Source organism: Cupriavidus sp. LA-1, assembly GCF_055385985.1.
Window position 1 is genome coordinate 1,290,174 of record NZ_AP031388.1, and the last position, 19,108, is coordinate 1,309,281.

The 19,108-nt window shown below is 69.2% G+C and carries 17 protein-coding genes; 2 read left to right on the plus strand and 15 right to left on the minus strand.

Annotated elements, in window-relative coordinates:
- Positions 1 to 53: 53 nt before the first annotated feature.
- The 5 genes from ACZ5MJ_RS25115 to ACZ5MJ_RS25135 form a co-directional block, all read right to left on the minus strand.
- Positions 54 to 1,061, minus strand: a complete 1,008-nt coding sequence (locus tag ACZ5MJ_RS25115; RefSeq protein WP_464226390.1) for a Bug family tripartite tricarboxylate transporter substrate binding protein — start codon at positions 1,059 to 1,061, stop codon at positions 54 to 56.
- 204 nt (positions 1,062 to 1,265) lie between these two features.
- Complete coding sequence (locus tag ACZ5MJ_RS25120) at positions 1,266 to 1,997, minus strand: SDR family NAD(P)-dependent oxidoreductase (RefSeq protein WP_464226391.1); 732 nt, start codon at positions 1,995 to 1,997, stop codon at positions 1,266 to 1,268.
- An 84-nt stretch (positions 1,998 to 2,081) separates the two neighbouring features.
- A complete protein-coding gene (gene pcaF, locus ACZ5MJ_RS25125; protein WP_464226392.1) occupies positions 2,082 to 3,284 on the minus strand; it encodes a 3-oxoadipyl-CoA thiolase in 1,203 nt (400 codons plus the stop codon).
- Between the two features lie 47 nt (positions 3,285 to 3,331).
- Complete coding sequence (locus ACZ5MJ_RS25130) at positions 3,332 to 3,973, minus strand: CoA transferase subunit B (RefSeq protein ID WP_464226393.1); 642 nt, start codon at positions 3,971 to 3,973, stop codon at positions 3,332 to 3,334.
- 24 nt (positions 3,974 to 3,997) lie between these two features.
- A complete protein-coding gene (locus tag ACZ5MJ_RS25135; RefSeq protein ID WP_464226394.1) occupies positions 3,998 to 4,660 on the minus strand; it encodes a 3-oxoacid CoA-transferase subunit A in 663 nt (220 codons plus the stop codon).
- A gap of 503 nt (positions 4,661 to 5,163) precedes the next feature.
- On the opposite strand from ACZ5MJ_RS25135, the gene ACZ5MJ_RS25140 reads away from it, so the two are divergent.
- Positions 5,164 to 5,421 carry a hypothetical protein gene (locus ACZ5MJ_RS25140; RefSeq protein ID WP_464226396.1) on the plus strand — a complete coding sequence of 86 codons (258 nt, stop codon included), beginning with the start codon at positions 5,164 to 5,166 and terminating at the stop codon, positions 5,419 to 5,421.
- Positions 5,422 to 5,439: 18 nt separating this feature from the next.
- Here ACZ5MJ_RS25140 and ACZ5MJ_RS25145 read toward each other — a convergent pair whose 3' ends face one another.
- The gene (locus ACZ5MJ_RS25145; protein WP_464226397.1) at positions 5,440 to 8,502 is read right to left on the minus strand and encodes an AAA family ATPase; all 3,063 of its coding nucleotides are present in this window, start codon (positions 8,500 to 8,502) and stop codon (positions 5,440 to 5,442) included.
- Positions 8,499 to 9,647: an exonuclease SbcCD subunit D gene (locus ACZ5MJ_RS25150; protein ID WP_464226398.1), complete on the minus strand. Its 1,149-nt coding sequence runs from the start codon at positions 9,645 to 9,647 to the stop codon at positions 8,499 to 8,501. The genes ACZ5MJ_RS25145 and ACZ5MJ_RS25150 overlap by 4 nt, the downstream gene beginning before the upstream one ends.
- Before the next feature lie 137 nt (positions 9,648 to 9,784).
- On the opposite strand from ACZ5MJ_RS25150, the gene ACZ5MJ_RS25155 reads away from it, so the two are divergent.
- Entirely contained in the window at positions 9,785 to 10,141 is a 357-nt protein-coding gene (locus ACZ5MJ_RS25155; protein WP_464226399.1) for a YgiW/YdeI family stress tolerance OB fold protein, read from the plus strand.
- A gap of 21 nt (positions 10,142 to 10,162) precedes the next feature.
- On the opposite strand, the gene ACZ5MJ_RS25160 is transcribed toward ACZ5MJ_RS25155, so the two are convergent.
- Genes ACZ5MJ_RS25160 through ACZ5MJ_RS25195 form a run of 8 tightly spaced genes read right to left on the minus strand, consistent with a single transcriptional unit; the run spans position 10,163 to position 19,067 of the window.
- Positions 10,163 to 11,527 (minus strand): sigma 54-interacting transcriptional regulator, encoded by a 1,365-nt coding sequence (locus tag ACZ5MJ_RS25160; RefSeq protein WP_464226400.1) that lies wholly within the window; start codon positions 11,525 to 11,527, stop codon positions 10,163 to 10,165.
- Positions 11,528 to 11,565: 38 nt separating this feature from the next.
- The gene (locus ACZ5MJ_RS25165) at positions 11,566 to 13,254 is read right to left on the minus strand and encodes a TadG family pilus assembly protein (protein ID WP_464226401.1); all 1,689 of its coding nucleotides are present in this window, start codon (positions 13,252 to 13,254) and stop codon (positions 11,566 to 11,568) included.
- A complete protein-coding gene (locus ACZ5MJ_RS25170; protein ID WP_464226402.1) occupies positions 13,251 to 13,625 on the minus strand; it encodes a DUF3613 domain-containing protein in 375 nt (124 codons plus the stop codon). Before ACZ5MJ_RS25170 ends, ACZ5MJ_RS25165 begins: the two co-directional genes overlap by 4 nt.
- Entirely contained in the window at positions 13,622 to 14,497 is an 876-nt protein-coding gene (locus ACZ5MJ_RS25175; RefSeq protein WP_464226403.1) for a tetratricopeptide repeat protein, read from the minus strand. Before ACZ5MJ_RS25175 ends, ACZ5MJ_RS25170 begins: the two co-directional genes overlap by 4 nt.
- Positions 14,494 to 15,537 carry a type II secretion system F family protein gene (locus tag ACZ5MJ_RS25180; RefSeq protein ID WP_464226405.1) on the minus strand — a complete coding sequence of 348 codons (1,044 nt, stop codon included), beginning with the start codon at positions 15,535 to 15,537 and terminating at the stop codon, positions 14,494 to 14,496. Before ACZ5MJ_RS25180 ends, ACZ5MJ_RS25175 begins: the two co-directional genes overlap by 4 nt.
- Before the next feature lie 33 nt (positions 15,538 to 15,570).
- Positions 15,571 to 16,497, minus strand: coding sequence for a type II secretion system F family protein (locus tag ACZ5MJ_RS25185; protein WP_464226407.1), 927 nt, complete (start codon positions 16,495 to 16,497; stop codon positions 15,571 to 15,573).
- Positions 16,490 to 17,806: a CpaF family protein gene (locus ACZ5MJ_RS25190; RefSeq protein WP_464226408.1), complete on the minus strand. Its 1,317-nt coding sequence runs from the start codon at positions 17,804 to 17,806 to the stop codon at positions 16,490 to 16,492. Before ACZ5MJ_RS25190 ends, ACZ5MJ_RS25185 begins: the two co-directional genes overlap by 8 nt.
- Before the next feature lies 1 nt (position 17,807).
- Positions 17,808 to 19,067 carry an AAA family ATPase gene (locus ACZ5MJ_RS25195; RefSeq protein ID WP_464226410.1) on the minus strand — a complete coding sequence of 420 codons (1,260 nt, stop codon included), beginning with the start codon at positions 19,065 to 19,067 and terminating at the stop codon, positions 17,808 to 17,810.
- Positions 19,068 to 19,108: the final 41 nt, after the last annotated feature.

Here is a 19,108-nt window from a genome sequence, read left to right on the forward strand (position 1 = left end):
CCGGTCCCCGACAGGGACCGGCTTTTCTTGCCATGGCGCAGCCAGGACGTGAATCAATCCACGGTAGCGCCCGAAGCCTTCACCACCTTCGCCCACTTGGCCGTTTCCGACTTCATGAACGCGGCCAGCTGGGCCGGCTTTTCCGGATTGGGTTCCGCACCCTGGTCGGCCATCTGCTTCTTCACTTCCGGCATGGCGAGGATCTTCACCACTTCGGCGTTCAGGCGGTCGACGATGGGCTGCGGCGTGCCGGCGGTGGCGTACAGCGCGAACCACGAGGTGGCTTCATAGCCGGGCACGCCCGATTCGGCCACGGTCGGCACGTTCGGCAGCGCCGGCGAGCGCTTGGCCGAGGTCACCGCGATGGCGCGCAGCTTGCCGGCCTTCACGTGCGGATACGACGACGGCATGTTGTCGAACATCAGGCCGATCTGGTTGCCCAGCAGGTCGTTCACGGCCGGCGCGCTGCCCTTGTACGGGATGTGCTGAATATGCAGGCCGGTCATCGAGTTGAACAGTTCGCCCGACAGGTGCATCGACGAGCCGCTGCCCGACGAACCGTACGACAGCTTGTCCGGGTTGGCCTTGACGTAGGCGATCAGTTCCTTGACGTTGCTGACCGGCACCTTGGGATTCACCACCACCAGGTTCGGCACCATCGCCACGCGGGAGATCGGCGCGAAGTCCTTGACCGGGTCATACGGCAGCCTGGAATACAGCGACTGGTTGATCGCGTGCGTGCCGATGGTGCCCATGAACAGCGTGTAGCCGTCGCCCGGGGCCTTGGCGGCCAGCGAGGCGCCGATATTGCCGCCCGCGCCCGGACGGTTGTCGACCACCACCGGCTGGCCGAGCGCCTTGCCCAGTTGCAGGCCGACGATACGGGCCAGGATGTCGGTAGTGCCACCGGCCGAGAACGGCACGATCAGGGTGATCGGCTTGGTCGGGTAGCCGCCCTGCGCATGGGCCGCACCGGCAAAGCCGGCGATGGCGGTGGCCAGCGCCACGCCAGCGGCAAGCAGGCGGCGGCGCGTGGTGGAGGTCTGGGAATCTTGTCTCATCGGTAATGCTCCGGTGCTGGATCGTTCCGGCGGTGATTGGGTACCGCGGGAGGTTGTGCTGAATGGCTTGATTGCCGTTCCCGAACGGATGGCGCGCACTGGCGCGCATCCGGTGGGCGGCCCGGCCACGGGCCGCCATGCGTGACGCTTGATTAACGCCTCTTCTCTTGAATGCTTGAATGCTGGCGGGCCGGCGCGCGGGGCTTACACCGGCGCAACGCCCAGCGTGGTGCCGCCGCACACGTACAGCACCTGGCCGGTGACGAAGCCGTTGTCCGGCGACAGGAAGAACAGCGCGGCGCGCGCCACGTCTTCCGGCGTGCCCATGCGCTTGACCGTGATGCTGGCCAGGATGCGTTTAGTCTGTTCGGCGCCTTCCGGGTTGCTCTTGCGGAACAGTTCGGTGGCGATCGGGCCCGGGGCCACGGCGTTGACGGTGACGCCGTCGCCGCCCAGCTCCATCGCCAGCGTGCGGGTCATGCCGATCAGGCCGGCCTTGGTGGCCGAGTACACCACGCGCTCGGCCTTGCCCAGCGCGGCGCGCGAGGCCATGTTGACGATGCGGCCGAAACCGGCGGCGCGCATCGCGGGCAGGCATGCCTGCGTCAGCAGCAGCGTGGCCTGCAGGTGCAGGCCGGTCACGTAGTCCAGGTCGGCGACGGTCGCGGTATCGGCGGTGCCGGGGCGCGTGGCGCCGGCGTTGTTCACCAGGCGCGTGACGGCGAAGCGCGAGGTCACCTGCGCGGCCACGGCGCGGGTCGCCTCGGCATCGGTCAGGTCGGCCTGGAAGAAGGTCATGTTCGGGTGCGACCAGGCCGGTTCGGCGTAGTCGATATTGACCACCTGCGTCACGCCATCGGCCAGCAGCATTTCACAGATGGCGCGGCCGATACCGGAGCTGGCGCCGGTCACGAGCGTGGCGACGGGAAGGGACATCTCTTATTCACTTTCAAAACGACTGCGAACTGCCGCCCTCTCCCGCACGCGGGAGAGGGCGGCAAACCGATCAACCGAGCGCGCTTAAACCCGCTCGATCACCATCGCAATACCCTGGCCCACGCCGATGCACATCGTGCACAGCGCGAAGCGGCCGCCGGTGCGGTGCAGCTGGTACATCGCGGTGGTGACCAGGCGCGCGCCGCTCATGCCCAGCGGGTGGCCCAGCGCAATCGCGCCGCCGTTCGGGTTGACGCGCTTGTCGTCATCGGCCACGCCCAGTTCACGCAGCACGGCCAGGCCTTGCGCGGCGAACGCTTCGTTCAGCTCGATCACGTCGATCTGGTCCATGGTCATGCCCAGCTGCTTGAGCAGCTTCTGCGACGCCGGTGCCGGGCCGATGCCCATCACGCGCGGCGCCACGCCGGCGGTGGCCATGCCGACGATGCGGGCGCGCGGGGTCAGGCCGTGCTGCTTGAGGCCGGCTTCGCTGGCCAGCAGCAGCGCGCAGGCGCCGTCGTTCACGCCCGAGGCATTGCCGGCGGTCACGGTGCCGTCAGGACGGACCACGCCGCGCAGCTTGGCCAGCGCTTCCATGCTGGTGGCGCGCGGGTGCTCGTCGCGCTCGACCACGATCGGGTCGCCCTTCTTCTGGGCGATGGTGACCGGGGTGATTTCCTGCGCCAGCGTGCCTTCGGCCTGCGCACGCGAAGCCTTTTCCTGGCTGCGCAGCGCCATCAGGTCCTGGTCTTCACGGCTGATCTTGTAGTCGGTGGCGACGTTCTCGGCGGTCTCGGGCATCGAGTCCACGCCGTAGGCCGCGCGCATGGCCGGGTTGATAAAGCGCCAGCCGATGGTGGTGTCGAAGATCTGCGCATCGCGCGAGAACGCGCTGGTGGCCTTGCCCATCACGAACGGGGCGCGGCTCATGCTTTCCACGCCGCCGGCGATCATCAGGGTGGCTTCGCCGGCCTTGAGGGCGCGCGCGGCGGTGCCGGTGGCGTCCATGCCCGAGCCGCACAGGCGGTTGATGGTGGCGCCCGGCACTTCCTGCGGCAGGCCGGCCAGCAGTGCCGACATGCGCGCCACGTTGCGGTTGTCTTCGCCGGCCTGGTTGGCGTTGCCGTAGATCACGTCATCGATGGCCTTCCAGTCCAGGTTCGGATTGCGGGCCATCAGCGCCTTCAGCGGCACCGCGCCGAGGTCGTCCGGGCGCACCGCGGACAGGCTGCCGCCGTAGCGGCCGATGGGGGTGCGGATGGCGTCGCAGATAAAGGCTTCGGTCATGGTGTGTCTCTCGTCTTGGTGTGTGTCGTCGCGGGCGCTGGCCCGGCTTATGCAGCTTGCCTGAGCGGCACCCCGGTCAGGCTCTGCAGCTCTTCGAAGCTCAGGCCTTCGACCAGGTCGCGTGCGACCAGCCCGTCGGCGGTCACGTCGATGGTCGCAAGGTCAGTGTAGATGCGGGTCACGCAGCCGATGCCGGTGAGCGGATAGGTGCACTGCGGCACGATCTTGCTCTCGCCCTGCTTGGTCTGGTGTTCCATCATCACGAACACCTCCTTGGCGCCGATGGCCAGGTCCATCGCACCGCCCACGGCGGGGATGGCGCCGGGCGCGCCGGTGTGCCAGTTGGCCAGGTCGCCCTTCTCGGAGACCTGGAACGCACCCAGCACGCAGAAGTCGAGGTGGCCGCCGCGCATCATTGCGAACGAATCGGCGTGATGGAAGTACGAGGCGCCCGGCTTGATCGTCACCGGCTGCTTGCCGGCGTTGATCAGGTCGCCGTCTTCTTCGCCGGGCGCGGGCGCGGGGCCCATGCCGAGCAGGCCGTTCTCGCTGTGCAGCAGGATTTCCCTGTCTGCGGGCAGGTGGTTGCCGACCAGTGTCGGCAGGCCGATACCGAGGTTGACCACGGCACCGTCGGGAATGTCTTTGGCCACGCGGGCGGCCATCTGATCGCGGGTCAGGCGTTGCATCTGGGTTCTCCTGTTACCTGTCGCTCAGGCGACCTTGACGACGCGCTTGACGAAAAGGCCGGGCGTCACGATGTGTTCGGGGTCCATCTCGCCCAGCTCCACCAGGTGGCTCACTTGCACGATGGCGCATTTGGCGGCCATCGCCATGATCGGGCCGAAGTTGCGCGCGGTCTTGCGGTAAGTGAGGTTGCCCCAGCGGTCGGCGGTGTCGGCCTTGATCAGCGCAAAGTCGGCGTGGATCGGGGTCTCGAACACATAGCCCTGGCCGTCGATATTGCGCGTCTCCTTGCCTTCGGCCAGCGGCGTGCCGTACGCGGTACGGGTGAAGAAGCCGCCGATGCCGGCGCCGGCGGCGCGGATACGCTCGGCCAGGTTGCCTTGCGGCACCAGTTCCAGCTCGATCTCGCCCGCGTGGTAGAGCGAATCGAACACGTAGGAATCCGACTGGCGCGGGAACGAGCAGATGATCTTGCGCACGCGCTTGGTCTTGAGCAGCGCGGCCAGCCCGGTGTCGCCGTTGCCGGCGTTGTTATTGACGATGGTGAGGTCGCGCGCGCCTTGCGCGATCAGTGCGTCGATCAGTTCCGCGGGCATGCCTGCCATGCCGAAACCGCCGATCAGGATGGTGGCGCCGTCGTGGATGCCGGCGACCGCCGCTTCCACCGTGTCGTATATCTTGTTGATCACTTGCGTTCCAGGTCGGAAGATCCGCCAGGCTACCGGAGCGGGCCGCAAGACGCGGCGCATGAAAGGCTGTCTCCGGTAATCCTGCCGGAAGGATGTTCGTCGCGGTGGGCGGCGTGGGCGCCACCCGTGTGAACGAGCCCAGCAGTCTGCGTGTGGTCTGCTTCTGTGACTATGGACCAGATGTTCGTGGATCGGAACTATCGAAACAATCGAGATGTTCGACATACGAACTTGAATTCGCAGAATGAACAGGTTACACCTGTGCGTCGGCGACGGTCAAGCCGACCGGGCGGTCGGCAAACCAGATTGTGCGATAAGCGCCCATGGTGACTGGCACGGCTCGTCTGTAGGACAGGGCCGACATCACAATCGGCTCGCGCTCGATATGGCCCGGGGGCCGCGCGGGCTATTGTGGAATCAGACCAGGCGATCCCGCACAGCAGCCACCGGACCACCCGGCTGAGCAGGCAGCCCTGGCAACCAACAAGAACGAGGAGCCCGTCATGGCCACCGCCCGCGTCCCGTTTTCATCCACGCCCCATGCAGCGGCGCTTGTGCGCATCCTGCATGTCACGCAGCAGGCGTGGGGACTTGACCCGTACAAGGATCGACTGCACTCCCTCGCGCCTGCCCTGGCAGGCGTCACCCTGCAATCGCGCACGCCCCCGCTGTCACGCCGTGCGCGCCTGGCCCTGGCAGCCGCCCGTGCGTTCGAGGCGCAGGTGATGGCGATTCGCTGCCGCCAGGCATGCGTCGGCTGACAGAGACACCACGCCACACTACGCGGGTGCCGCCACCCCGGTCAAAAGCACCCGGCTGCCGCCAACCCCGGGGCGTACCTCCAGCCGCACGTCGATGCGCTCACGCAACTCCGTGACGTGAGAAATGATCCCGACCAGCCGTCCAGCCTGCTGCAGGTCCAGCAGCGTGCGGATGGCGAAGTCCAGGCTCTCGGGATCGAGCGTGCCAAAGCCCTCGTCAATAAACAGCGTATCGAGCTGGATGCCGCCCGCGCGCGATTGCACCACATCGGCCAGCCCCAGCGCCAGCGACAGCGACGCGAGGAAGCCTTCTCCGCCTGACAGCGTGTTGGCCGGGCGCGCCGCGCCGGTATCGTGGTCGAACACTTCGATATCCAGTCCACCCGCACTGCGCTGGTCGGCCTGTTCGCGCACGCGCTGCAGCACATAGCGGCCGCGGCTCATCGCCAGCAGGCGCGCCGACGCGGCTTCCAGCACCTCGTCGAGCAGCGTGGCCAGCACGAAGCGCTGGAAGGTCATGCGGCGCGGGTTGTTGCCGTTGGCGACTTCGGCCAGGCGGCCCAGCACGGCGAAGCGGGCTTCGATGTCACGGCCTTGCGCGTCCAGTTGATGCAGGCGCTGCTGGCATTGCAGCAGCGTGTCGCGCGACCGGCCGCGCTCGGCCTGTTGCCGGACCAGGGCTTCCACCGCGGCTGCCGATGCATCCCGCGCTGCGCGCAGGCCGTCCAGGTCCGGTGCGTCAAGCGCTTGCGCGGCGGCCTCGGCGCGCAAGCGCCGGTCAGCGGCCGTGGCCAGCTGGGTATCGAACGCGCGCAGCGTAGCGTCGAGCGCCCGCATCGCTTCGTCGCCAAGGCAGGCGGCGGCGTGGGCCAGCGCATCGGCAAAGCCTTGTTGCGCGAGCGACTGCACCAGCGCGGCCTCGGCATCGGCCAAGCGCTTGGCCGCCTGCGCCTGTGCGTGCTGAGCCGAAACCAGTCCGGCCTGGGCCCCGGCTGCGTCGGCCGCGGCCTGGCGCTCGGCCGCCTGCGCGGCGGCCAGTGCTTGGTCCAGCGCAGCCAGGGTGGCTTGCGCCTGGCGCAGCGCTTCGCCCAGCGCCACGGGGTCGCGCGAATCCTCGGGGACCTGCGCGCTGTTGGCCTGCCATTCGCCACGGCAGTGGGCCAGCGCCTGCGCGGCGGCATCGGCTGCGGCGGCGGCATCGCGGTGGGCGGCTTGCGCGGCTGCGAGCGCCGTGCGGCAAGCGGCAATGGCGGCTTCGCGTTGCGCGACACTTGCCGCCGCCTGCCGGCCTTCGGCCAGTGCCGCTTCCAGCGATCTGATCTCGGCATTCAGGTTGCGGACTGCCTCCTCGCCGACATCGGCCAACACCTCGCTCAGGTCGTCGAGCCGCTCACGCGCCTGAGCGATGGCTGCCTGCGCGGCCTGCTGCTGGCCAGCGCAGCGCACGGCATGGGACTCGGCTTCCAGCGCAGCGCGACGCGCTGCCTCCAGTGCCTGGTCTGACAGCGGTTCCGCCACGTGTTGCGCCGGCACCGGATGCGCAGTGCTGCCGCATACGGGGCAGGCATCGCCCGCGGCCAGGCTTGCGGCCAGGCGCGCGGCCTGCCCGGCGCGCCAAACGGATTCCGCATCGGCCAGCTCGGTGCGACAGCGGTCGCGCCGGCGCAGCGCCTGCTGTTCGGCTGCTGCGCAGCTGGCAGCCTGCGCGTTCGCGGCTTCCAGCGCCTGCACCGCTTGCCGATACCGTTCGAAATGCCGCGCGCGTTCCTGCAGCGCGGCCAGCTGTAGCGCCGTCGCCTGCGCCTGCGCGGCGGCAAGCTGTGCCTGCGCCAGCGCCGACTCCGCGGCCACGGCATCGGCTTGCCGCGTGGCAAGCTGTGCGGCGGCACGTTCGCGCGCGGCGGCTGCGGCGGCCTGCTCTGCCTCGGCCGCCTGCAACGCGCCCAGCAATGCGCCCAGCTGTTGCGCGCGTGGCAGCATGGCTTCCAGTTGGGAAATGCGCCGCTGTGCTTGCTGGCGCGCGTCAGTGCGTTCCGCTTGCGCCTGCAAGGCCGCCGCCGCTTGCGCGGCCTGTTGCGTGGCACGCTCCGCCTGTTCGCTCGCCTTCGTCAAGGCCGCGGCGCTTCCAGCCTGGTCACGGTGCGCGGCCTGCCATGCCTGCAGGGCCGGCCCGACACGCGCGGCGCGTTGCGCCGCGTCCAAACGGGCGCGCTCGCTGTCCATGGCTGGCTGCCGCGCCAGCAGCGCCGCATGCGCGGCCTGCGCCTGCTGGCGTTCCTGCAAGCGCGCCGCCACCTGCTCTGCGGCGCCCAGTGCCGTCTGCGCCGCGGCCAGCGTGGCGCGCGCGCCTTGTTCATTCCCTTGCAGCGCAAGCAACTCAGCCCGCAGCGCCTCGATGCCCTCCGCCAGCGCCTGTGCCGATTCCACGCCGGCCTGCCGCAACGCTTCGTCGCGCTGGATGGTGATGCGCTCGGCGTCGCGGCGGATGCCGGCGGCCTCAGCCTTCAGCAGCTCTTCCACGCGGCGATACAGCTCGGTGCGGAACAGCCGCTCCAGAATGGCCTGCCGCGCCTGCGAGCTGGCGGTCAGCAACTCACGGAAACGGCCCTGCGGCAGCACGATCACCTGGCGGAACTGGGCGCTGTCAAAGCCCAGCAGGTCGCGCACGGCATCGCTGACCTTGCCCGGCTGGCTGGCCTTGCTGACCCAGTCGTTGCCGTCGTGCAGGTCCAGCTGCGCCTTGGCCGGCTCGGTCACCCAGCCCTCGCCGCGCTGCCTGGGCCGCTCCTGCACGGGCGAGCGCACCACGCGCCAGCGCTGCGCGCCAAGGCTGAACTCCAGCGTCACCTCGGTGCGCAGCGCCGGCGCGGCGTTGGCGCTGCGCATGGCCTGCGCACTGCGCTCGCCGCCGGAGGTATCGCCGTACAGCGCAAAGCAGATCGCATCGAGCAGCGTGGTCTTGCCCGCGCCGGTGGGGCCGTGGATCAGCACGAAGGCCTGTTCGCCCAGCCGCGTGAAATCGACCTGCTCGGTCGCGGCAAAGGGACCGAAGGCCTGCAGCGTCAAATGCAGCGGTCTCATGCCGACTCCCTGTCCGCCGCGGCGATCCCGGTCAGCACCTGGTCCAGCACCGCGCGCTGGTCCGGGTCCAGCTCGGCATCCGCCACTTCGCGGAAGAAGTTGGCAAAGAGTTCGCCGGTTCCCAGCTGCCGCAGCTTGCGCCCGGCCTCCGACGCCGTGCCCGTGCGCGCCAGCACCGTGCGCTCGATCGCCAGCGCGTTGGGATAGACCTGGCGCAGCCGGGCCATCGGGTCCAGCAGCGCGCCGGTATCGGTGAGCCGCGCGTGGATGTAGTCATCGCGTTGCGGATCATCGGCGCCCGCGGCCAGCACCTGTGCCAGTTCGCCTTCCACCACCCGCACGTCGCGCAGCGGCTGCAGCGCCACCGGTGTGATGTTGACGGCCCCGTCCGCCCCCAGTTCGATGCGCGACACCGACTTGTCGTGCGCGCACTCTGACAGCGAATACTTCAGCAGCGAGCCCGCATAGTGGATACGCCCGCCGCCCAGCGTCTGCGGCCGGTGCAGGTGGCCCAGCGCGACCAGGTCGAAACCCGCGAACAGGTCGGCGGCCACCGCGCCGCTGCCGCCCACCGACAGCGGGCGCTCCGATTCGCTCGCGGCGCCGCCCACGACGAAGGCATGGCCCACCACCACGGCGCGCACGCCAGGCGGATGCACCGCGCGGATGGCGTCCAGCTGCGCGCGCAGCGCGGCTTCATGCGACAGCAGCTCGGTGCCCATCGCATCGCGCACCACGGCAGGCTCGGCATATGGCAGCGCGTAGAGGCGCACTTCGCCGTGCGCGTCGTGCATGGTCACGCAACTGGCCTGCGCCAGCGTGCGGCCGGCCACGTGCAAACCTTGCGCGCGCATCAGCCGCGCGCCGAATTCCAGCCGCTGCGCGCTGTCATGGTTGCCCGCGATCATCACCACCGGCACGCCGGCGTCGATGACGATGCGGCCCAGCACGTCATCGAGCAAGGCCACCGCCTCGGGCGGCGGCACGGCGCGGTCGTAGACGTCGCCGGCGATCAGCACGGCATCGGGGCGCTCGGTGCGGACCAGTTCGACAAACTGGTTGAGGATATGGGCCTGGTCTTCCAGCAGGCTGCGCGCATGGAAGAGCCGGCCGAGATGCCAGTCGGCGGTGTGAAGAAAACGCAATCCGGGGTCCGGTTGAGGAAAGGGCGAAACCCGCATCATAATGCTTCGCGACCTGCCCACCCGTTCAGCAACGGTTCAGGCGGGCGCGCGCATCATGCCTGCAGTCGCCCCCAGATTGACACTCACGGAGAACGCACATGAAACGCATCCTGACCGCCACCGCCCTGGCTCTCGCCCTTGGCTTCGCCGCTGCCGGCGCCAGCGCCCAGTACACCGGCCCGTCCACGGTGCCCGTCATGACCGTCAAGGCGCTGCAGGCCGATGGCAAGGACGACCAGCCCGCCGTGCTGCGCGGCAAGATCGTCAGCAGCGTCGGCCACGAGCGCTACCTGTTCTCGGACGGCACCGGCCAGATGCAGGTGAAGATCAAGGCCAGGCTCTGGCCGGCACAGAAGCCGGTGGATGCGCAGGCCACCGTGGAACTGGTCGGCGAATACGACAAGAAGCTGATCGGCGAATCGCACTTCGACGTGAAGGAGATCCGCCTGCAGTGAGGCGTGTCCCGATGCGCGCGCTCAGACCGGCTCGGCCTCGCTGTCGGCGATCTGGAACTTGCGCATCTTTTCCCACAGCACCTTGCGGCTGATGCCCAGGCTGGCCGCCGTGTCCTGGCGCCGCCAGCCATTGGCATCGAGCGCGGCCAGGATGCGGCGGCGTTCTTCCGTATCGGCGCGCAGGTCGGTGCGCTCGCCGCCATCGAACGCACCCGGATGCAAGGCGCGGAACAGCGGCCGGATACGCTCCTCATCCCAATGCCCGGTCTGCTGCACGGTAATGCCCACGCGCTCGGCCAGGTTGCGCAACTCGCGCACGTTGCCGGTGAAGTAGGCGGTGCCGACCGCGCCCTTGAGCCAGTCCGGCATCGGCGGCAGCGCATCGTAGCCGGATGCCCCCAGCATATGGCGCAGGAACGACTGCAGCAGGGCCACCTTGTCGGCCTGGCCGCGCTCTTCCAGGCTGGGGATGCGCATCTCGATCACGGCCAGGCGGAAGAACAGGTCGGCACGGAACCGCCCCTGCCGCACCGCGTCGCGCAGGTCCTTGTTGGTGGCCGCGACCAGCCGGAAATCCAGCTTGACCGCCAGCGTCGAGCCCAGCCGCGTGATCACGTTCTCTTCCAGCACGCGCAGCAGCTTGACCTGCTGGAACAGCGGCAGGTCGCCGATTTCATCGAGAAACAGCGTGCCGCCGTTGGCCTGCTCGAAATAGCCGCGGTGCGCGAACGAGGCGCCGGTGAACGCGCCCTTGGCATGGCCGAAGAACTGCGATTCGAACAGCCCGTCCGGGATCGCGCCGCAGTTGACCGCGACAAACGGGCCCTTGCCATAGGTGCTGTTGCGCTCATGGAACAGGCGCGCGATACGCTCCTTGCCCGCGCCGGTCTCGCCGTACAGCATCACGTTGCTGCCGAAGTCGGCGAAGGTTTCCACATGCTGCAGCAGCTGGCGCATCGCCGACGAACCTGCCACCAGGTCGGCCTCGCGCTCGCCGGGCGCGTCCGTGGCCAGCAGTTGCGGCAGCAGCTTGCCGATCTGGCTGCGCAGGTCCGCGCCGGTGAAGTCGTCGGCGAGGATATGCGCGTACTCCGGCGGAAAGCGGCCGGGATCGGTCTCGCGGCCGGGTCCGGCCACCCAGATCACCGGCATGCCGTGCGCGGCCTCCCAGTCCAGCGAGAAGCGCGCCGCGCCGATCACCGATACGCTGATCACGGCGATGCAGGGCTTCAGGCGCGGCTCGGCGGGCAGGGCCTCGAGCGCGCCGGCGCGGACCACATCCACGCCCAGCGGCGCCAGGAAACGCGTGACGCGGTCGGCAATCTCGTACTTGCCTTCCCACACGTAGACTTCAAGGTTTTCGTAGGCCCAGCGGTCTGTCTTCATTCGATTTCTGCCATCAGGCGGTTTGGCGCTTCCATGGCTCAGTACACCAGTTCGGCATTGTTGCAGTCGATGCTGTGGACCCAGAGATCGGCGGTGCCGAGCTGGATGCCCAGGCTGGCGAGCAGGGGTGGGATCAGCGCGTCAAGCGCTGCCCCGACCGGCGCGAGTAACGGGCCAAGGTCAATGGGCACGCTAAGGATGCCCAGCAGCCTGGTCCGCACCTTCAGGGCCAGCACTTGCGAGAACAATCCGCCGAACGGGTCGCTGGCGCCAACTTGGGCGTGCCCGCCTGGTGCCAGCGTGACATCCTGGCCAACCGTGTTGCCATAGCGTGGTGCATCTGTGGCAATCACGTCGGCAATGCCGATCCCTAAGACCTTGGTCTGGCCGAGCACGACGTCGCTGCCCGTGCAGCCGTCGGTCAGGCACGCCGTGACGAGGCTGCTCCTGACATGCATGGTGGCACGACGGTCCGCAGGACTTGCCGCGCATTGCAGCTTGGTCAGGTCGGCAGTGGCACTGGCCACGTCGAGATAGAGCGGCACGTTCAGGTTGGCGTCCAGTATCGGTTTCAGGATGTCGGCCGAAATCTGGAGCATCAGGGTCAGTTTTATCTGGGACGAGCTTGCAGTCGTCTGCCAGGTGTCCGGGTTGCTGGAGAGCTGCCGCGCCGGACCCGCCGCCGTCACCGGCGGCTGGATCACGCGCAGGTTGGCACTGATCCCGCCCAGGCCGAGGGGCAGCTTGGGTATGTTGAGCGGCAGTGCGACTGCCGTGTCCCCTCGCGCCACCTGCGCGCCGGCCAGCAGCAACTGCGCCACATTCAGGCCCACTTCCACCGCCGACGATGCCGCGGGCGCCATCACGCCAAGATCAAGCAGCCTGGCCAGTGACACCGTCGCCGCCGCCCCGCTGGCACCAAGCGCCGTAGGCGGGCTGCCCAGCATCGTCGTCAGCAGGGCGTCGCGGCCCGCCGCGCCAAGCACCAGCGCGTAGAAATCGCGCAGGTTCAGCGAGGTATTCAGCAGCTGGTCCACCGTGCCGGCATTGGCTTTGAGCCGCAGCTGATCCAGCGTCACCGTGGTATTTAGCAACCCCTGCCAGTCCACCAACGACAAGCTCACTGTATTGCCCAGCAGCACACTCAACATGCTGTTCGCCGTGGAAACATCCAATAGCCCGGTGCCCAGCGAAAACGCCGCCACCGGCGGACTGCCGCTGGCAATCGATTCAGCAAACAGCTGGCGTCCGCTGCCCCCCTTGATCACAAACAGGATCGGCACGGTCTGCGTGGCCTGCACGCGCACGGCATTAGGTGATGCCTTGGCAGGGTCGTAAGCGGGACTAAAATGCCTGGGCCCGCCGGTCGCCGGATCCCACACGCCAAGACAAGCTGTCATGGCATCCGCGCTGCCGCCGGTGGCATCGCCGCAGCCCATGGCAATGCCTGACGGATATCCGTTCTTCGCGCCGATATTGCTGACCGTACCCAGCACGGCGCCGTTGAGATTGGCCGGCGTATCCGCCCGCTTGAGCTGCTGCGCCGCCGACATCGCCGCCAGGTCCACCATGTTCTGCAACTGCCGCTGGCGCATGAACACATGCCCCACGTCGATCGACACCAGCGCGGCGATCGCCACGGTGCCGATCAGCAGCGCCGCCATCACGCTGACGGCGCCACGCGCGGATCGATGTGCGCTGCGCAGACGCGACTTTCGCAAGCTCATTTGCCGCCCAGCATCTGGCCCGCGGAGCCGGAGCGCGTGGTGCTGGCGTTGGCCTGCCCCGTGTAGAACTCCGGCAGCGCGAAGCGGAAGCTGTTCATATAGCGCTCATAGCCCAGCACGGCCTGCTCGCCGTGCATCGGCAGCATCGGGCCGGCCTGCGTGCCCTCGCGCTGGATCGCGAGGATGGCGCGTGTGTCCGCGCCGATCTCGCGCTGCGCGGGACGGCCCTGCGGCATGCCGGCGGACGGGGTGGCGGACGCTTGCGCCACCGCGCCGTCGGCTTGCGCGTGCGCAAGCGGCGCCAGCGCCGACAGGGCAAGCGCCGCGCACATGGCGGGCTTGCGGATCACAGTAAGGAGATTGGCTGTCATGGTATGGCGCCCTCTTGTGCGGCGACGGCGATTGGCCTGGCGACGACCGCCACGGCCGTGGCTGGTGCGGACATCGGCTTCGGCGGGCCCGACCGCGCCGCGGCACGGTCGCGCGTGGCGGTGGCGCGGGCGATGCGGTCGGCTTCCTTGCGGATGGCGCTGCGCGTGGCCTCCGGCAGCGCGGCCTTCTGCATCATGGCGTTGGCCTGCGCGCGCTTGCCGTCGGCCATCAGCCACACCACGGCATTGCTGATCACGCGCGGGTTGCGCGCATCGAGCTCCAGCGCCTGCATCACCGGCACGCGCGCGTCCTGCAGCGCGCCGGCGCGCATCAGCGCATAACCCAGGTCGCTGGCGATGCGCGCATTGACCGGGTCCAGCGCCGCGGCTTCGCGCAGTTCGGTGACCGCGCGCGCGAAGTCATCCTGGCGCCCGGCCAGCAGGCCAAGCCCGTGGTGCGCATGCGCGGCGTCCGCACCCGTGGCGCTGGCCGCCAGCTTCTGGTAGGCCTCGGTGGCGGCCTTGTCCTGCCCGGTCTCGCGCAGCGCATCGGCGCGCATCACCTGGATCTCCGGTCCGGCGCCGAAGCGCTGCACATAGACCTCGATATGCGCGAGCGAGGCGAAGTAGAGCCCGTCCTGCTGCATCTTGCGGATCAGCCCCAGGTAGACCGCCTGCTCGCTGTATTCGGCACGCGCGGTCTTGTCGCGCAGCCGGGCCAGTTCCACCTGGGCCTCGGCCTGCTCATGCATGGCCGCGGCCCCGTTGTTGCTGGCGGCGCAGCCGGACAGTGCCGCCAGCAACAGGCAGGCCGCCGGCTTCCAGAGCCTGGCCCGCGCCGGACCGGCTGAGCGCGCTTTGGATCCAGTCATCGCGTCCCTCCCATATGTGCCAACATGCGGATCACCCCGAGAAAGCCGGGACCCGCGGTCAGGATCAGCAGCACCGGCAACAGGCTGACCACCATCACCGCGGTCATCTTGACCGTGAGCCGGCCGATCTCGTCCTTCATGCGCGACTTGCGCGCCTCCTGCATGCGCAGGCCAAACTGGCGCAGCGGCTCCTGCACCGCGCCGCCGTGCTTGTCCACCTGCGTCAGCAGCGTGATCAGGTTCTTCAGGTCTTCGCTGTCGAACAGCCGGCCGATGCGCAGCAGCGTCTGCTCGCGCGAGCGGCCCGAGGCAAACTGCTGGTTGGCGCGCGCCAGTTCCGGCCCCAGCACGTGCAGCATGCTGCCGAACTCGGCCACGATCACCTGCAGGCTCTGGTCGATCGACAGGCCCACGCCCTGCAGCAGCCGCAGCATGTCGATCAGCACCGACAGCTCGTCGTCGACCATGCGCAGGCGGGCCGTGGCGCGGCGGCGCAGATACCACTTGGGCGCCAGGTAGGCCACGGCGAACGTGCCGAAGCCCCATGCGACCACGACAAAGGCACCCGCGCCCACGTGCCACAGCATGGCCACCAGCGCCAGCGCCAACGGCAGCCCCAGCCGCAGCACGCCGAACACCACGCGCGCCTGCGGGCCATACCAGCCGCATTGCTCCAGCAGTTGCTGGTCTTCCGGCGTCACCACCGCGCGGCCCAGCCGCGACTCCAGCCAGTGGGCATCGAAGCGCTCGCCGACGCGCGCGCCGAGTTGTGCGCCGATGGCGGTGGCCGTACCGGCCCTGCCTTGCGCAATGCCTGCCGGGGCAGCCGCCGCCGCAGCCTTCGCAGCGGGTTGCGCGCCGGACGCGGCCGGTACCGCGGCGCGGGCGGTCTCCTGCGCCCGCTGCCGCGCCAGCGCGGAATCGATGGTGCGCGCCGACAGCCGGCGCTGGCGCCAGTCGCGCAGCAGCGGCAGCGTCAGGACGCCCACGCCGCACGCGGCGACGAACAGGCTTAGCGAGATCAGCGTCAGGCGGTCCATGATGGCGATATCCCGATATCCGTGTCCGTTCGCTCAGATCGACTTGGCCAGCCGGTACAGCATGAAGGCGCCGGCGACTTCCAGCGCCGCCGCCGACAGCAGCATCGATTTGCCGGTGGGGTCCTTCCACATCATCATGATGTAGCTCGCGTTCAGCGTGAACAGGCCGCCGGCCACCACCAGCGGCAGCAGCCCCAGGATCCATGCCGACAGCCGCGTCTCGGCCGACAGCGCCATCAGTTCGCGCTGCGCCTGCTCGCGGTCGCGCATGAAGGTGGCGGTGCGCTCCATCACCACGTCGGCACGGCCGCCATAGCGCACCGACAGGCGCAGCACGGAGGCCACCAGCACCAGTTCCTCGACCTTGTAGGTGCGCCCGACCTGCAGCACTGCCTGGTCCAGCTCCTTGCCGGCGCGCTGCAGATGTATGGCCTGCACCAGGCATTGACGCAGCGGCGCCTCGGTATTGGCGATCGAATTCTGGAACGCCGCCGGCACGCTGCTGCCGATCGTCATCAGCCGCACCACGCCGTCCAGGAAGCCGGGCAGCTGTGACAGCAGCTTTTTGTGCAAGCGGCGCACGCGGTTCCAGGCCGCGAACGCCGCCACGGCCAGTGCCACGACGAGCGCCGACACCGCGCCGAGCCATTGCCCCGCCACCGCACCGGCCAGCGTGCACAGCACTACCGGCGTGATCCAGACCATCGCGGTGCGGCGCGTGGGCGCCAGGTCGGCGCGGCGCAGGAAGTCATCCCAGCGGCGGCGCAGGTCGCGCGCGGGCATCTGCAGCGACGGGTCCGGCGCCTGCGCATAGCGCATCCGCACCTGCTCGGTCTGCGCCTGCAGGAATGCCTGCTGCTGTTCGCGGCGCGCGCGGGCCTGCGCGCTGGCGAGCAGCAGCAGGCCCAGGCCGGTGACGACCAGGGCCAGCGCGGCGAGCAGCAGCGTGGCGCTAGACATCGAAGCGGTCGTCCAGCATGAAGCCCGGCCCGCGCATGCGCGCCAGCTTGGGCGAGTGCGGCAGCAGCCCGAGCGAGAGCCAGCGGTCGGTCTCGGTGCCGTCCTGGTTCATGAAGGGCTCATGCCGGTACAGCTCCTGCGTGGAGATGATGTTGTCGCCCAGGCCGGTCACCTCGGTAATCGAGACGATGCGGCGCTTGCCGTTCGACAGGCGCGCGATCTGCACGATGAAATCGATCGCATTCGCGATCTGGCGCCGCAGGCTCAGCTCGCTGCCCTGGAAGCCGGCAAAGCCAGCCAGCATCTCCAGCCGGTACAGGCATTCGCGCGGGCTGCTGGCGTGGATGGTGCCCATGGAGCCGTCGTGGCCGGTGCTCATGGCCTGCAGCATCTCCAGCACCTCGCCGCCGCGCACTTCGCCGACGATGATGCGGTCGGGCCGCATGCGCAGGCTGTTGCGCAGCAGGTCGCGGATCGACACCACGCCGGTGCCCTCGAAGCCGCCCGGACGGCTTTCCAGCCGCACCACGTGCGGGTGGTTCAGCGCCAGCTCGGCAGTGTCCTCGATCGTAATGACGCGCTCGGTGGCGGGCACGAAGGTGGCCAGCGCATTGAGCAGCGAGGTCTTGCCCGAGCTGGTGCCGCCGCTCACCAGGATATTGCAGCGCGCCTGCACCGCGGCCTGCAGCAGGTCGCCGATCTCGGGGCTCATGGTGCCCAGCGCCTGCAGGTCGGCGGGCGTCATCGGGTCCTTGCGGAACTTGCGGATCGACACCACCGGGCCTTCCAGCGCCAGCGGCGGGATCACCACGTTGATGCGGCCGCCATCGGGCAGGCGCGCATCGACCATCGGGTTGGACTCGTCCAGGCGCCGGCCGATCGGCGCCAGGATGCGGCGCACGATGCGCAGCAGGTGGCCGCTGTCGGCGAAGCGCACCGGGATGCGCTCGAGCACGCCGTGGCGCGACACGTAGACATCCAGGTGGCCGTTGACCAGGATGTCTTCCACCGCGGGGTCGTTGAGCAGGTCTTCGATCGGGCCGAAGCCGGCCAGCTCCTTGGTCAGCGCCTCGGCGATCTGGCGCAGCTCGGCCTCGTTGATGGGAATGCGCCGCAGCCGGGTGAAGCTCTCGAGCTCCAGGTCGACAAAGCGGTGGATCGCGGTGCGCGACCAGCGGCCGAACTCGGCGCCAAGCTCTTCGATGCGGGTCAGCAGGTGCTCGTGCGCCGCTTCCTTGATGTTGTGGAATTCCTGCGAGACCGGAAACGGTGCGGGGGCGTTGTCGGAGAATTCGATCGCTTGCGTCATGTCAGCTTCCAGTGCGTGCCGGGCGCGCGCCGCGCGCTACCAGCGCTGCGCGCAGCGCCCCGGGCAGTTTGTCCTTGATCCGCGCCAGCAGCGTGGTGTTCGTGGGCGCCGCCGCGCGATAGCCCAGGCGCACCAGCAGGTCGGACAGCGCGCGCACATAAGGGTTGTGCCGATCGTCGTCGGCCAGCACCGCGCCGCGGTTCATGGCCAGCACCAGCGCCTCGCGGCTGTCCGGCAGCGTCGCCACCGACTGCACGTCCACGCGGCGCGCGATCTGCGCGGCGTCCACCCCCAGCCGCGCATCGAAGCGCGACACCAGCAAGTGCAGGTCATCGCGCTCCACTTCGCGCGCGCGCAGCTCATGCACCAGTTCGGCCGCGGAGACAATCGCGCCCACGCTCTGGTCGGCCACCAGCACCACGCTGTCGGCAGCCTTGACGATCTGCGCGGTGAAATCGGCATTGCCAAAGCCGCCCAGGTCGATGATCTGCATGTCGAAGAACGCGCGCAGGCACTCCAGCAGGCCGATGGCTTCCGAGTACGAGATGTCGCGCAGCTCGCCCAGCGCGGCGGGCAGCGGCAGCACGCACACGCCGTTGCTGTGGCGGGTCAGTGCGGTCTGCACGAAGACCTGGTCGAAGCGGCGCAGGTTGCGCACCGCCTCGACAAAATGAAAGCCCGGGCTCAGGTTCAGGTACAGCGCGCCGTCGCGTGCCGGCAGGCCCAGGTCCATCAGCAGCACTTCGGCGCGGGCGTCGGTCTTCTCATGCCGCGGCAGGCGACGGCGCGCGGCCGCGGCCAGGTTGACCGCCAGGCTGGTCACGCCCACGCCGGGGCGCGCACCCAGCAATGCCACGATCTTGCCCTGGCGCACCGCATCGGCCGGGCGCACCTGCTCGCTCGGCACGGCCAGGCGCTTGACCACGGCCTCGGCCTGCGCCGGCGCATCGCGCAGGTCGATAAAGTCCTTCACGCCCACACGCAGCGCGGCCAGCATGATGCCGGGCTGGTCGGCGTGGCCCACCGCCACCAGCGGCAGGCCCGGAAAGAGCCGCAGCAACTGCTCGCCCAGGTGCGCCGACTGCCCGGCCAGTTCCGCCGAGAAATGCAGGAACACCAGGCCCGGGCGCAACTCGGCCACGCGTTCGATAAAGGCTTCCTGGGCCCCGCCATCGGTCACCAGCGTGCCCAGCCCGCCGAGGACCTTGCCCAGCCAGTCCCGGACTTCACCCTGCGTAGCGTGCAACAGAAAATAGTCCATCTCTCCGCCTCAAAGCTGTTGGCCATGCCAGCCGGCATGGC

Bases quoted from the DNA above. Each gene is read 5' to 3' on its own strand.
- ACZ5MJ_RS25190 (WP_464226408.1), bottom strand. From the start codon at position 17,806: ATGACGCAAGCGATCGAATTCTCCGACAACGCCCCCGCACCGTTTCCG.
- ACZ5MJ_RS25155 (WP_464226399.1), top strand. From the start codon at position 9,785: ATGAAACGCATCCTGACCGCCACCGCCCTGGCTCTCGCCCTTGGCTTC.
- ACZ5MJ_RS25120 (WP_464226391.1), bottom strand. From the start codon at position 1,997: ATGTCCCTTCCCGTCGCCACGCTCGTGACCGGCGCCAGCTCCGGTATC.
- ACZ5MJ_RS25170 (WP_464226402.1), bottom strand. From the start codon at position 13,625: ATGACAGCCAATCTCCTTACTGTGATCCGCAAGCCCGCCATGTGCGCG.
- ACZ5MJ_RS25195 (WP_464226410.1), bottom strand. From the start codon at position 19,067: ATGGACTATTTTCTGTTGCACGCTACGCAGGGTGAAGTCCGGGACTGG.
- ACZ5MJ_RS25160 (WP_464226400.1), bottom strand. From the start codon at position 11,527: ATGAAGACAGACCGCTGGGCCTACGAAAACCTTGAAGTCTACGTGTGG.
- pcaF (WP_464226392.1), bottom strand. From the start codon at position 3,284: ATGACCGAAGCCTTTATCTGCGACGCCATCCGCACCCCCATCGGCCGC.
- ACZ5MJ_RS25145 (WP_464226397.1), bottom strand. From the start codon at position 8,502: ATGAGACCGCTGCATTTGACGCTGCAGGCCTTCGGTCCCTTTGCCGCG.
- ACZ5MJ_RS25130 (WP_464226393.1), bottom strand. From the start codon at position 3,973: ATGCAACGCCTGACCCGCGATCAGATGGCCGCCCGCGTGGCCAAAGAC.
- ACZ5MJ_RS25165 (WP_464226401.1), bottom strand. From the start codon at position 13,254: ATGAGCTTGCGAAAGTCGCGTCTGCGCAGCGCACATCGATCCGCGCGT.
- ACZ5MJ_RS25175 (WP_464226403.1), bottom strand. From the start codon at position 14,497: ATGACTGGATCCAAAGCGCGCTCAGCCGGTCCGGCGCGGGCCAGGCTC.
- ACZ5MJ_RS25140 (WP_464226396.1), top strand. From the start codon at position 5,164: ATGGCCACCGCCCGCGTCCCGTTTTCATCCACGCCCCATGCAGCGGCG.
- ACZ5MJ_RS25115 (WP_464226390.1), bottom strand. From the start codon at position 1,061: ATGAGACAAGATTCCCAGACCTCCACCACGCGCCGCCGCCTGCTTGCC.
- ACZ5MJ_RS25180 (WP_464226405.1), bottom strand. From the start codon at position 15,537: ATGGACCGCCTGACGCTGATCTCGCTAAGCCTGTTCGTCGCCGCGTGC.
- ACZ5MJ_RS25185 (WP_464226407.1), bottom strand. From the start codon at position 16,497: ATGTCTAGCGCCACGCTGCTGCTCGCCGCGCTGGCCCTGGTCGTCACC.